This is a genomic window from Mesorhizobium sp. FG116 (assembly GCF_057809835.1).
Genome location: NZ_JBMDKS010000016.1, coordinates 35,810 through 49,189, shown reverse-complemented (window position 1 = coordinate 49,189; position 13,380 = coordinate 35,810). Strand labels below are relative to the sequence as shown.

At 63.2% G+C, this 13,380-nt stretch carries 11 protein-coding genes and 1 pseudogene; 6 read left to right on the top strand and 6 right to left on the bottom strand.

Annotated features, from left to right (window positions below):
- Positions 1–26 precede the first annotated feature (26 nt).
- Positions 27–947, bottom strand: coding sequence for a DMT family transporter (locus tag ACODTY_RS13970; RefSeq protein ID WP_488994858.1), 921 nt, complete (start codon positions 945–947; stop codon positions 27–29).
- 167 nt (positions 948–1,114) lie between these two features.
- Here ACODTY_RS13970 and ACODTY_RS13965 point away from each other — a divergent pair, with 167 nt between their 5' ends.
- A complete protein-coding gene (locus tag ACODTY_RS13965) occupies positions 1,115–3,394 on the top strand; it encodes an NADP-dependent malic enzyme (protein ID WP_488994857.1) in 2,280 nt (759 codons plus the stop codon).
- A gap of 121 nt (positions 3,395–3,515) precedes the next feature.
- Positions 3,516–4,724, top strand: coding sequence for an MFS transporter (locus ACODTY_RS13960; RefSeq protein ID WP_488994856.1), 1,209 nt, complete (start codon positions 3,516–3,518; stop codon positions 4,722–4,724).
- Positions 4,725–4,740: 16 nt separating this feature from the next.
- Here the strand turns inward: ACODTY_RS13960 and ACODTY_RS13955 are convergent, their stop codons facing one another.
- On the bottom strand, positions 4,741–6,108 hold the full coding sequence (locus ACODTY_RS13955) for an HD-GYP domain-containing protein (protein WP_488994855.1): 1,368 nt from the start codon (positions 6,106–6,108) through the stop codon (positions 4,741–4,743).
- Between the two features lie 89 nt (positions 6,109–6,197).
- Positions 6,198–6,914 (bottom strand): CPBP family glutamic-type intramembrane protease, encoded by a 717-nt coding sequence (locus tag ACODTY_RS13950; RefSeq protein ID WP_488994854.1) that lies wholly within the window; start codon positions 6,912–6,914, stop codon positions 6,198–6,200.
- A gap of 115 nt (positions 6,915–7,029) precedes the next feature.
- Here ACODTY_RS13950 and ACODTY_RS13945 point away from each other — a divergent pair, with 115 nt between their 5' ends.
- The 4 genes and pseudogenes from ACODTY_RS13945 (at position 7,030) to ACODTY_RS13930 (ending at position 9,827) form a co-directional block, all read left to right on the top strand.
- Positions 7,030–7,560, top strand: coding sequence for a dihydrofolate reductase family protein (locus ACODTY_RS13945; RefSeq protein WP_488994853.1), 531 nt, complete (start codon positions 7,030–7,032; stop codon positions 7,558–7,560).
- 191 nt (positions 7,561–7,751) lie between these two features.
- Positions 7,752–8,024 (top strand): annotated as a pseudogene (locus ACODTY_RS13940) (putative quinol monooxygenase); the annotation flags it as partial.
- Between the two features lie 120 nt (positions 8,025–8,144).
- Complete coding sequence (locus ACODTY_RS13935) at positions 8,145–9,182, top strand: hypothetical protein (protein ID WP_488994852.1); 1,038 nt, start codon at positions 8,145–8,147, stop codon at positions 9,180–9,182.
- Between the two features lie 405 nt (positions 9,183–9,587).
- A complete protein-coding gene (locus ACODTY_RS13930) occupies positions 9,588–9,827 on the top strand; it encodes a hypothetical protein (protein ID WP_488994851.1) in 240 nt (79 codons plus the stop codon).
- A gap of 281 nt (positions 9,828–10,108) precedes the next feature.
- On the opposite strand, the gene ACODTY_RS13925 is transcribed toward ACODTY_RS13930, so the two are convergent.
- From ACODTY_RS13925 to ACODTY_RS13915, 3 genes are all read right to left on the bottom strand, one after another.
- Complete coding sequence (locus tag ACODTY_RS13925) at positions 10,109–11,101, bottom strand: adenosine kinase (protein WP_488994850.1); 993 nt, start codon at positions 11,099–11,101, stop codon at positions 10,109–10,111.
- A 146-nt stretch (positions 11,102–11,247) separates the two neighbouring features.
- Positions 11,248–12,225 (bottom strand): proline racemase family protein, encoded by a 978-nt coding sequence (locus ACODTY_RS13920; RefSeq protein WP_488994905.1) that lies wholly within the window; start codon positions 12,223–12,225, stop codon positions 11,248–11,250.
- Between the two features lie 30 nt (positions 12,226–12,255).
- Positions 12,256–13,059 carry an isocitrate lyase/PEP mutase family protein gene (locus tag ACODTY_RS13915; protein WP_488994849.1) on the bottom strand — a complete coding sequence of 268 codons (804 nt, stop codon included), beginning with the start codon at positions 13,057–13,059 and terminating at the stop codon, positions 12,256–12,258.
- Positions 13,060–13,380 lie beyond the last annotated feature (321 nt).

The following is a 13,380-nucleotide window of genomic DNA, read 5'->3' as shown; positions in this document are numbered from 1 at the left end:
TGTTCGGCTCTTCGTTCATACGAGCCTCACCCAGCCAGGCTGATCGCGGCAGTGCCGGCAACGGCAAGTGCCGCGCCCAGCCATGCCTCGCGCCGCGGCGCGACGCCGGAGCGCAGCCACACCATCGGCAGTATCATGATCGGGGTCATTGAAGAGAGCGTCGTCACGATGCCGACATTGCCAGTGGCGAGCGCCGCCAGCAACAGCGACATGCCGAGACCGGTGCCGACGAAGGCCGAGGCTACCGCGAGACCGAGATCGACCCTGCGGAAACTGTAGGGCCTTCTCACGATCGCCAGCGGCAGGAATGAGATCAGCACGAAGAGCAGCGCCGACACACCCGAGCGCACCGCCATCGCCGCGAACGGATCGACGCCCGCCTCCATGGCGGGCCTTGCAAACAGGCTGCCCAGCGCCTGGCCAAGCGCCGTCACGATACCCAGCAGCATGCCCAGCCATTGCGGCGCGCTATGCCCTATCGCGGCGGGTCCGGCGCCTACGGCCGGAACCTCCACCGCCGGCACCGGGTCGCGGCGACGCACGCCCACCGCCAGAACGATGCCGGCAAGCACGAGTACGATGCCAACCATCTGCTGCAGCACGATGGTCTCGCCAAGGAAAAAATAGCCGAGCACCAACGAGAAGGGAGAGGCGAGCGCAAACAAAAGCGCCGTGTTGCGTGGCCCGATGATGTAGATGGCCGCAAAGTAGGTCGTGCTGGCGATGAAGATGCCGCAGATGCCCGAAATGACCAGCAGTCCGGCCTCGTGCGAACCGATACTTCGCCAACCGCCAACCACCAGCGCAGCCGTACCGGTGATCGCAAAGGCTGCCACCATCTGCCAGCGGGCGAGGCGCACGATATCGACGCGGCCCTTCAGCTCGGCGATCAACATGCCGGACAGCGCGATGCACACGGAGGCGGCCAGCGCCAGGCTTTCAGACATCAGCATGGCGAAGGTCGGAAAAGGGAAGCGCTATTGTTCAAGAAATACTTTCTAATTTTTGCAAGCTCATCTGCTTGGCGCTTTACGTCCGGCAAGCGTAGCCTTAATCGGAAATGTTCCACAAATATTTGCGCGGCCAACGCGCAGTGAGACCCAAGGAAGTCCCTATGGCAAAAATGAGCGATAGCAACGGCCCCTCCGTCAGCGCAGAGGAGGCGCTGGAGTTCCATGCCATGGGGCGTCCGGGCAAGCTGGAAGTGGTGCCGACCAAGCCGATGGCGACGCAGCGCGACCTCTCGCTGGCCTATTCGCCGGGCGTCGCCGTGCCGGTGAAGGCGATCGCCGAAGATGCCTCGCGCGCCTTCGACTACACCAGCCGCGGCAACATGGTCGCCGTCATCTCCAACGGCACCGCCATCCTCGGCCTCGGCAATCTGGGCGCGCTGGCGTCGAAGCCGGTCATGGAAGGCAAGGCGGTGCTGTTCAAGCGCTTCGCCGACGTCGATTCCATCGACCTCGAGGTCGATACCGAGGACGCCGACGCCTTCATCAACTGCGTGCGCTATCTCGGCCCCTCCTTCGGCGGCATCAACCTTGAGGACATCAAGGCGCCCGAGTGCTTCGTCATCGAGCAGCGCCTGCGCGAACTGATGGACATCCCGGTTTTCCACGACGACCAGCACGGCACGGCGATCATCTCCGCCGCCGGCCTCATCAACGCACTGGAAGTGACCGGGCGCGACATGAAGACGACGAAGCTGGTCTGCAATGGCGCAGGCTCAGCCGGCATCGCCTGCATCGAACTCATCAAGGCGATGGGCTTCACGCCTGAAAACATCATCCTGTGCGACACCAAGGGCGTTGTCTACCAGGGCCGCACCGAAGGCATGAACCAGTGGAAGTCGGCGCATGCGGTCAAGACCGAGGCGCGCTCGCTGGCCGACGCCATGGATGGCGCAGACGTGTTCTTCGGCCTCTCCGCCAAGGGCGCGCTCACCACCGCCATGGTGCAGTCGATGGCCAAGAACCCGATCATCTTCGCCATGGCCAATCCAGACCCCGAGATCACGCCGGAAGAAGTGGCCGAAATCCGCACCGACGCCATCATGGCCACGGGCCGTTCGGACTATCCGAACCAGGTCAACAACGTGCTCGGCTTCCCCTACATCTTCCGCGGCGCGCTCGATGTCCGCGCGACCACGATCAACGACGCGATGAAGATCGCAGCCGCCCGCGCGCTGGCCGACCTGGCCCGCAAGGACGTGCCCGACGACGTCGCCGCCGCCTACCAGGGCAACCGGCCGAAGTTCGGCCCCAGCTACATCATCCCGGTGCCGTTCGACCCGCGCCTGATCTCGGCAATTCCCGTCGCCGTCGCAAAGGCCGCGATGGAAACCGGCGTGGCGCGCCGCCCGATCATCGACCTCGACAAATATGTCAACGAGCTCTCCGCGCGCCGCGACCCGATCGCCTCGACCTTGCAGCGCATCTATGACCGCGTGCGCCGCCAGCCCAAGCGCATCGTCTTCGCCGAGGGCGAGGAAGAGCAGATGATGCGCGCCGCCGTTTCCTACGTGAACCAGAACCTCGGCACCGCCATCCTGCTCGGTCGCGACGACGTCATCAAGGAAAACGCCCGCAACGCCGGCATCAACCTCGACAAGCCGGGCATCGAGATCATCAACGCCCGCCTGTCGCGCCGCAACACCATCTATGCCGACTTCCTCTACGAGCGCCTGCAGCGCAAGGGCCATTTGCTGCGCGACTGCCAGCGCCTCATCAACAACGACCGCAATCACTTCGCAGCCTGCATGGTGGCGCTGGGCGATGCCGACGGCGTGGTCACCGGCGTCACCCGCAACTATTCGACGGCGCTTGAAGACGTGCGCCGCGTCATCGACGCCCGCCCCGGCCATTGCGTCATCGGCGCATCGATCGTGCTCGCGCGCGGCCGCACCGTCATCGTCGCCGACACCGCCGTCCACGACATGCCGAACGCCGAGCAGATCGCCGACATCGCTGAGGAAGCCGCCAACTTCGCGCGCCGCATGGGCTACGAACCGCGCGTGGCCATGCTCGCCTACTCGACCTTCGGCCACCCGCAGGGCGAACGCTCCGAGCGCATCCAGGAAGCGGTCAAGATCCTCGACAAGCGCCGCGTCGATTTCGAATATGACGGCGAGATGGCCGCCGATGTCGCGCTCAACCCCAACGGCATGCGGCTCTACCCGTTCTGCCGCCTCAACGGCCCGGCCAATGTGCTGGTCATGCCGGCCTTCCACTCGGCCTCGATCTCGACCAAGATGCTGCAGGAACTCGGCGGCTCAACCGTCATCGGCCCGCTGCTCGTCGGCCTCAACAAGCCGGTGCAGATCGTGCCGCTCAACGCCAAGGACAGCGACATCGTCAACATGGCCGCCATCGCCGCCTATTCGGCCGGCGCCTGACGCTCGACCCGTGCCTGCTGCCCATGCGGTAGGCGCGTGTTGGACCATCGTCTCCGGCTAAAAAGTCTGTCACCCATCGCCAATCATGGGTGACAGTCATCTACCTCCTGCCGGGGCGCGCATGAAGACTGACAAAAGCGGCACCGGCCGGTTCATCCACCTGCTCGGCGCGGCGCAGATCTGCTCGTGGGGCACCGTCTTCTACGGCTTCCCGCTGATTGCCGAAGCAATGCGCGCTGATCTCGGCTGGTCGAAGACGGAGCTCTACGGCGCCGCCACCATCGGCGTCCTGCTGGCCGGCATTGCCGCCTACCCGACCGGCTCGGCGATCGACCGCGGTCATGGACGCCTCATCATGGCCGGCGCATCCGTCATCGCCGGGCTGTTGTTCGCGGCGTGGTCGCAGGTCGAGAGCATCGCCGCCTTCTACCTCGTTCTTGCCGGCATCGGCTGCATGCAGGCGGCCACGCTCTACGAACCGGCGTTCGCCGTCATCGCGCGGCGCGTCGGTGCGCTCAAGGCCCGCAACGGCATCACCACGCTTACACTGTGGGGCGGCTTTGCCAGCACCGTCTTCATCCCGATCATCCAGTTCGTCATCGAAATACGCGGCTGGCGCGAGGCGCTGCTGGTCATGGCCGCCGTCAACATCGTCATCTGCGGCAGCCTCTATGCGCTTGCCATCGACCCGGCCAGGGACGCGCCGCGCCCGGCCAACCCGCATGACGGCCCTGCCCCCACGGCCGGGCGCGCGGCGGTTGCGGCGGCGATGCGCAAGCCGGCCTATTGGGGCCTCATGCTGGCGTGGTCGTCCTACGCGCTGGCGTTTTCGACGCTGACCTATCACTTCTTCCCGCTGTTCCTCGAACACGGCCTCGATTCCAAGGGCGCGGTCGCCGTGCTCACCGTCATCGGCCCGGCGCAGGTGGCCGGGCGCATCGCCATACGCTGGCTGGCGGCGGAAGCGCCTGTGCGCAAGCTCGGCTCCGTCATCGTCGTGGTCTTTCCGCTGGCGGTGCTGGGCTTTGCCTTCGCGCCACCCCAAACATTTTTGATCGCGGCCATCGCCGCCTTCTACGGCGCGGCCAACGGCATGATCACAATCGTGCGCGGCGTCGCCGTGCCCGAAATGATCAGCCGCGAAGCCTATGGCGCGATTTCCGGCTCGCTGGTCGCGCCGATGAACATCGTCACCGCGCTGTCACCGTTCGGAGCAGCACTTCTGTGGCAGGCGAGCGGTGGCTACGGCGCGGTTCTCGCCGCAATCTTTGCCGGCTCACTGACTTTGTGCGCCGGATTCTGGTTCGCCGCCTATTGGGCGAAGTCCTGAACCGGGCAGTACTGGCTTATGCGACCAGCGCGAGGTTGCCTTCAGCCGCCGAGATGGCGCGTTCGAGCGCGGCGAAGCAGTCGGCGTCGAACGCCGCGCCAATGTCGGCCCGCATGATGCCAAGCGCCTCGGCCACGGGGATGGCCGCGCGATAGGGCCGGTCGGCGGTCAAGGCGTCGAACACGTCGGCGACGGTGACGATCCGCGTCTCCTCCTCGATCTCGTCGCCCTTGAGCCCGCGCGGGTAGCCCCTGCCGTCCAGCCGCTCGTGATGTGCGCCGCCGATGCGCGCCATCTCGCTGAAGGCCGGCACGCGCGACAGAATGCTCTCCGACATGGCGGAGTGGTCGCGCATCTTGACCCACTCCTCGTCATCCAGCTTGCCGTTCTTGTCGAGAATGGAATTGGAGACGCCGAGCTTGCCGATATCGTGCAAGAGCGCCGCGCGCCGCAGCCAGCGCCGGCGGCTGGCCGGATAACCCATTTCGCCGGCAACGAGATCGGCATAGACCGCCACCCGTTCCGAATGACCTGCCGTGAACGGGCTCTTGGAATCGACGATCTGCGCAAAGGCGCGGGCGATGTCGTCCAGATAGTCATCGTCGACATCGACATGCCGCCGCGCCGGCGCCAGGTCGAACACGGCATCGGCGATGCCGCCGGATTCCAGCGCCTGCCAGAACCCGGCTTCGGCCATGGCCGCCTCGAGACCGTCAACGCAGGCCGGGTCGAACCAGCTACCCCGGCGCGCGCGAACTTCCGCAATTGCCGCATCGCGGCCGGCTGCGGTGTGGAAAACGTCGACCACCTGCGCAAGCAGCGCGATGCGCGAATAGACCGGGATCGCTTCGCCGGCGAGACGGTCGGGCCTGCCCTGCCCGTCCCAATGCTCGTCCAGCGAATGAATGCCGTCCGAGACGCTGGTGGGAAACCTGAGCGTCGCCGCGATCTCCGCGCCGCGATGGCAGCGGGTCTGGATCAGATCGTTCACGATATCGCCGCCATTTTGCATGATGTTGAGGATCGACCGCAGCCGATCGCCCAGCGAGGAACGCCGCCCGGTATGCGTCAGCACGAAGCCGAGCACCTTCGGCAGGCTGGAGCCCATCGTCTTGAAGTCGCGCTTGAAGCCGATATCGTCGGACAGGTAAAGTTCGCAGATGCGGGCGGCATTGCTGGAACAGCCGAGATCCTTGAGCAGGATCGTGTAGTAGAGTTCCCACAGCTCCGTTTCCGGCAGCCCCATATGGCGGCCGATCTGCGTGCCGATCCAGGTGCTGCGGACACAATGGCCAACCGGCTGGCCCTCGGTAAGGTCGAGCGCGTAGCTCAGCGCGCCGAGCAGTTCGGCCAGGCGTACGCTCTGCTGCGCCTCGGTTTTCATTCGGCCACCCCGACCTCTGTTTGTCGGGGTAGTTTCGCCTATGCGGGTTAAATTTTGGTCCTCTTGCCCACGCTGCCGGGAGAGCGTCGTCACAACATCGAATAAGTGACGAGATGCAGCCCGTTATAGACGACATGGACCGCCAAGGCGGGCCATAGCGACCCGGTCTTGCGGTACAACACGCCGACCAGGATGCCGACCATCAGCGCGTCGAAGAAGATGACGCTCGGGCCGTGGGCAGCAGCGAAGATCACCGCGCTGCCAAGCACGCCCGCCCACGCGCCATGGCGGTTCAGCGCAGTGGCTATCACGCCCCGGAACACCACCTCCTCGCCGAACGGCGTCATCAGCGCGCCCGCCACCAACAGCACCAGAAGCGATAGCGTCCCGCCCGAGGCCGCCGCCTGGAAATCGGCCTGCGTGTTCGGCTCGGTGATGAAGTGGAAATACACGCCTTCGACGATGAAGCTGAGGCCAAAGGCGACGACGCCGAGCGCCACGCCAACCGCAATCCACTTCAGCTCGACCGCGCGAAAGCCGAATGCCCGGAAATCGCGAATGCGCAGGAAAACCGCCGCCAGAAGCGCGATGCAACCAATCGCGCCGTTCGCCGCCATGCCGACGATGCCGCGCACCGCTGCCTGCTCGTCACTGGTGTTCACCATCCACAAGCCGAGCGCCGCGACAAGCACCAGGTACACCACCAGCGCAACCACGATTTCGGGCCAACCGGGCTCAGCCTGCGGTCCGGCTGGCAACGGCATCTCATCGACGCGGCTTGCCGTGCGCCCGGTTCCTGCTGTCATTCTGGCCTGCTTTCTGGCTTGATGTCCGCGTTCCGGTTCGCAACATGGCGCGATCCGACTGCTTCGCGATAGCAGATGTTCGCGAACACCCTAGGCGCGTGGGAGATTTCGTAGCATGGCGAAGCTGGTCTTTGCACTCAACGCCTCGCTCGACGGCTATGTCGACCACATGGCCTTCGCGCCCGATGCCGTCTTATTTCGGCACTTCATCGACGATGTGCGCGGCCTTGCCGGCATCGTCTACGGCCGGCGCATGTACGAGGTCATGCGCTACTGGGACGAAGACCGTGCCGAGTGGGACGACGCGCGGCGCGCCTACGCCGAGGCATGGCGCGGCCAGCACAAATGGGTGGTGTCGCGCACCTTGCAGTCGGTTGGCCCGAACGCCACGCTCATCAGCCACGATGTCGAGCAGGCTTTACGTGCCCTGAAAGCCAGCCTCGATGGCAACATTGAAATTGCCGGACCGGAACTGGCCGGCAGCCTGTCGCAAACAGGCCTCATCGACGAATACCGGATTTACTTTCACCCCTATGTGCTTGGCGGCGGCAAGCCGTTCTTTTCCGGCCCGCGACCGCCGCTTCGCCTGACGGCAAGCGACCGCATCGGCGAGAACGTCATCCGCCTCACCTACGTTCCGGCCTAGCGCCGATGCGCACACAACGCTCCACAGTCCTCGACATTTGCCGGCTCACTTCTTTTGTGCGCCGGATTCCGATTTTCTGACTCTTGGGGGATAAAACAGGCCCACAACGTCAGCCGCTCGCTTAAGTTGGCAAGCCAAACCGGAGACTATTACCTATGAGCCACGACGATGCGGCGGGGAAACCACCGACCATGGTGCGGCTGTCAGGCTTCCTGCGCTGCGCGTCGGTGGCGGAGGTCGAGACCGTCCAACGCCACCTGCCCGAACACATGCGCCTGACGCGGGCGGAACCCGGCTGCATCTCCTTTGAGGTTTCGCAGACCGACGATCCCCTTGTCTGGCGCGTCGAAGAACTTTTCGCCGACCAGGCCGCCTTCGATTTTCACCAGAAACGCACCCGCGCTTCCGAATGGTTCGCGGCGACGGCAGCGATTGTGCGGGAGTATGAGGTTAGGTGGTTGAGCAGATTTGATGAAAGGTTGATTTCGGTCAATTTATCTCGGTTCGTTTCGCGCATCCAGATATAAGCTGGAGGACAACTACCGAATTGCAAGTATTGATTCGGTTTTGGATGGGCAAAGTCGATGTTCGAGCGAAATACGGTTTTCATTGTAGGCGCCGGGGCCAGTAGCGAGATTAACTTTCCCATAGGGTCTGACTTAACCCGGATCATCGCCAAAAAGCTACATATCGGCTTTGGCGACGGATGGAACCAATCCAGCGGTGATCGGATCATCGCTGAAGCAGTCCGTTTACATATCAGGGAAAAAGGCGAACAAGATCCCAACCCATATTATCATGTCGGAAGAGATATCGCTGCTGGTATGCGGCAAGCGATCTCAATCGACAACTATCTTCACGCCCATGCCGATGATGACCGCTTGACCTGGATGGGGAAGCTAGGCATCGCAGCGAGCATTTTAGAGGCGGAGCGCGACTGTCGACTAGCCATCAATCGTGAGCGGCAGACCTTAGATTTAAGCACAGTGGCTAGTAGTTGGTATCATCCTTTCTTTCAAATGCTGACGGAGGGAGTACAGGCGGGCAAAGTTAGAGCTCTCTTCGAGAGAGTTTCATTCGTTGCCTTCAACTATGACAGATGCATAGAACACTTTCTCGTCCATGCTCTGGCCAACTATTTCCGCATGGACGACAGGGAGGCAGAGCATCTCGTCAACCAACTACGGATTGAACATCCATATGGCCAAGTTGGACAATTACCGTGGCAAGACCGACAGGGATTAACGGGATTTGGTAAAGACGTTCACGCTCGTGACCTCCCACAGATTGCATCTCAAATTCGCACCTTCACCGAGCAGGTTGAAGATGGCGATATGATCAACAGGGCTAAGAGGCTGATCGCTGAGGCAGAAGTTGTTGTGTATTTGGGATTTTCTTACGGCGACATGAATATGCGGTTGCTCTCACTCGATCAAGCGGAGGAGCGTGCAGTGTTTGGCACCAGCCTTGGAATCTCTGAGCCTAACAAGAAGGTCATTGAGCGCGACATCATCAACGCAATGGGTCCGGCTTCTGGAACTGTGCAGTCTATAGAACTAGCCGATATGACCTGCTGCGAGATGTTGAAGGCCTATTGGCGGCCAATATTGCGAGGCCTCTGAAAATTTCCGTGCGTTGACGAGGATGAACCAACCTTTCCCTTGTTACAACTCCTTGATTCTTCATACTTTCAAATATTTTTTGTCCACGCTTTCCCGGCCCGCCGCATAATCCTTGCACCGTTCTCACGGGAAGCCTGGCTGCGCACCGGGCATCAGGCGAGGGCGGCGGCGCCGGATCGGTCGCGCTACGGTAGCGCGGCTGGGAGATGATCCCCCAGGTCCGGGCCTTGATCGGGGCTTTCGGCAAAAAGTGCTGCCCCCGGTAAGGCAAGAACGCCGGCGGACGCAGGACACCGCGCCGTAAAATAAATTCCAAAGGCGCGGTTCCTGCGTCCGCTTCCCGATCCGTTTACGGCGGGAAGAGACTTCCGCATGCCTGAAACATCCAACCAGAAAGGACCAGACATGACGGAGAGACAGGACAACATCCCGCAGGGCTTCAAGCGGCTTTGCATGTCCGCACTGAGCCTCGCGCTCGAAGCCGACGGCGCACCCCAACGCTGCCCGAGACGGGCCTGCCGCTTTTCGGGCCATTGCCATCTGCCGATGGGCGACAATGGTCCCGGCGCTTGCGGCGGCGGCCCGATCCCCGGCCACGTCGCCGCCGAAGCAGCTCTTATGCTGGCCTTCAGGCTCGATGAGTGAGGGGGGAGCTCTGCCTTCTCCCCTTGTGGGGTGAAGAGCGGTGCGCGAAGCGCACGAAAAGTCTCTCAATGGGCTTTTCGAGCGATGAACGCCCGGAGCCATAGCGGAGGGCCGGGTGGTGGATTGGCGCGCAGCGCCAAGACGGATGAGGGGTGATGGAAGGAGCGCCGCTTGGGCCGTTGGAATGCAGCTACACACCCCTCACCCGGATTGCCAACCGCGCCGCAAAGCGGCTTCGGGGCAATCCGACCTCTCCCACAAGGGGCGAGGTAAAGAGCGCGCTACAGCAACCCTGCCTGTTCGGCCTCGAGGCGCAGATTCTGGCGCGGGCGCGGGCCGATCTGCTGGATCACCAGCCCCGCCGCCAGCGAACCGAGATCGCCGCACGTCTTGAGATCGCGGCCTTGCGTGTAGCCGTGCAGGAAGCCGGCGGCATAGAGGTCGCCGGCGCCGGTGGTGTCGACCAGCTCGGCAATGGCGGTTGCCGCGATCACCACCGTCTCGTCGCCGCGCACGATCACCGAGCCCTTTTCGGAGCGGGTCACGGCGGCCAGCCGGCAGTCCTTGCGGATCGCCGCCAGCGCCTCATCAAAAGAGGCGGTCTGGTAGAGCGACTTGATCTCATGGCTGTTGGCGAACACGATATCGACCGTGCCCGAGCGCATCAGGTCGAGGAACTCGTCGCGGTAGCGGTCGACGCAGAACGAGTCCGACAGCGTCATCGCCACTTCGCGCCCGGCGGCGTGCGCCAGTCGCGCGGCCTGGCGGATCGCCTCCTTGGCGCGCGGCGGATCCCACAGATAGCCCTCGAAATAGGTGACCTTCGCGCCGCTTGCCTTGTCGGCCTCGACGTCCTCCGGGCCAAGCTCGACGCAGGCGCCGAGATAGGTGTTCATCGAGCGCTCGCCATCGGGCGTGACGAAGATCATCGAGCGCGCCGTCGGCGGCTCGCCCTTCAGCGGGGCGGTGTCGAAGGCGACGCCCAGCGCCTTGATGTCATGGGCGTAGATTTCGCCGAGATGATCCGCGTTGACCTTGCCGAAAAAGGCGGCGCGACCGCCGAAGCTGGCAATGCCCGCCGCCGTGTTGCCGGCCGAACCGCCGGACGCCTCGATGGCCGGGCCCATGCGCCTGTAAAGCAGCTCGGCGCGCTCGGCGTCGATCAGGTTCATCGCCCCCTTGATGATGCCGTTGTCGGTGAGGAACGCCTCGTCGCACTGGGCGATGATATCGACAATGGCGTTGCCGATGCACAGGACGTCATATTCGGGCATTCATCCCACTCCGCCGCAACGTTTCCGGGCCTGCGCCGCAATCCACGCGCACCAGCCGAGCGGGGTCTAGAGCATCGGGACCGCTTTGCAAAGCCCGGGGAAGGCGTTTGGGGCGAGGCGGCATTTGCAGGCCGCCCGCACCTGATCTAACGCAGGAGGAAGCCGCGACCGAGCTCATCGTCCTCTTCGAGGCAATACTGCGTCTTGCCCGAATAGAAGGCGCGGCCGCCGACGCGGGCAACGATCGCCTCATGCCTGCCCGCTTTCGTGCTGCGGGCGACCGCGCCGGTAAAGTGCGAGCCGACGATGCTTTCGAAGATGCGCGTCTGCCCGATAGCTATCTCGCCCTTGGCGTGCATCGCCGCCAGCCTGGCCGTCACGCCCGACCCGGTCGGCGAACGGTCCACTTCCGCCTCGGCGAAGACGCAGACATTTTTCGTCGGACGGTCGCAAAACCTGTCCACGCCATCGGTCAGGATCGTACCATAGAGAAAGGCGAGGTCGTCATGGTCGGGATGGGACAAGGGGAGGGTGACTTTTAGCTTTTCGGTCAGCGCAGTTGCAGCGTCGATGAAATCGCGCGCCCGGTTGCGGCCGAATTCCAGGTTGAACTGGCGGCAGTCCGCGAGCGCGTAAAACGCGCCGCCATAGGAAAGGTCGAAGCGGATTGTGCCGAAACCGGCAAGCTCAGTGCTTTCCTCGCGGGCGAACAAAAACGCCGGCACGCTTTCGAACGAGACCGCACCCGCCTTGCCGTCCTTGACCTCGACCGAGGCGACGACCAGCCCGCACGGCGCCTCGATGTTGACGACGGTCACCGGCTCGCGGACTGCAACGATGCCGGTGTCCACCGCATAGCGGCCAAGCGCGATCACGGCGTGGCCGCACATGGTCGAGTAGCCCTCATTGTGCATGAACAGAACGGCGAGGTCGGCCCCGGGCAGGTCCGGCTCGACCAGAAGCGCGCCATACATGTCGTAGTGGCCGCGCGGTTCGAACATCAGGAGCTTGCGCAGATGGTCGAGATGGTCGCGAACATAAGCCCGCTTTTCCAGGATCGTGCCCTTGGGGATCGCCGGATAGCCGCCGGTAACGATGCGCACCGGCTCGCCGCCGGTGTGCATGTCGGTCACGGTCAAAGCTGCGTTCACGGCTCAGCCTTCCGAAGTCGAAAACATCTTCTGCAGCCGGTCATAGGCCATGGCGTCCCGGCTGAAGGTGAACGAACCGCCTTCAAGAATTTCCTTCGACGCACGCTCCAACGCACCGAACGTATAGTTGGTCAGCTTGGAGCCAAGCGAAATGCGCTTTGCTCCGGCCTTGGCCAGTTCAGCCACGGTGAAGGCGGGGACGGCGAGAATGTTGACCGGCTTGGAAACGGAGGAACAGATGGTGCGCACCGCATCGATATCCGTGATGCCCGGTGCATAGAGCACGTCGGCGCCTGCCTTCTCGAAAGCCTGCAAGCGCCTGATGGTGTCGTCGAGATCGTTGATGCCATGCAGGAAGTTTTCCGCACGCGCCGTGAAGACGAAGTCGTTCTTCAAGGCCCGCGCCGCCTCGACAGCCGCCGCCACACGTTCGACCGCATGAGAGAATTCATAGATCGGACGATCGTCGTCGCCGGAAAAGTCTTCGATCGAGCAACCGGCCAGGCCTGCCGCCTCGGCGGCGAAAATGGTTTCCGCGGCGCGCTCCGGGCTATCGCCCTTGCCCTTCTCCAGATCCGCCGACACCGGCAGGTCGGTTGCCGCGGCAAGTTCCTTGCAGTGGGCAATCATCGTCTCGAAATTCACCCCGCCATCCGGCAGGCCGCGCGAAAAGGCAAAGCCGGCGCTGGTCGTCGCCAGCGCCTTGAAGCCGAAGGACTGCAAAAGCTTGGCGGTGCCGATGTCCCACGGGTTCGGAATGACGAATGTGGAAGCGTGAAGCTCGCGAAAAACCTTGCCCTTGTCCATGGCGTCTGCCCTGTCAGTGTTGAAATCATGACGCGATCCTATCCCTGGCCACCGTCGCGGGCAAACGGATGCGATTGGCTCACAACCCTGTTTTTCCAGATTCCGCGTCAGGAACATGACAGGGTGGTGTCAGGAGAATGCGCGGTCCTGCCGCTCCGCAACGCGTTTGCCTTTCGTGCTCCGCCGCGGCGCTATTCCGTCGAGTTGGCGATTTTTGCCGCACGTCGTAAAAAATCGAAATTTATCGAACCAGTTCAAAGAGTTACAAATCTTGATCGAAAAACCAGCCCGCCCACCAGCCGCAATATATTATCTTGTTGA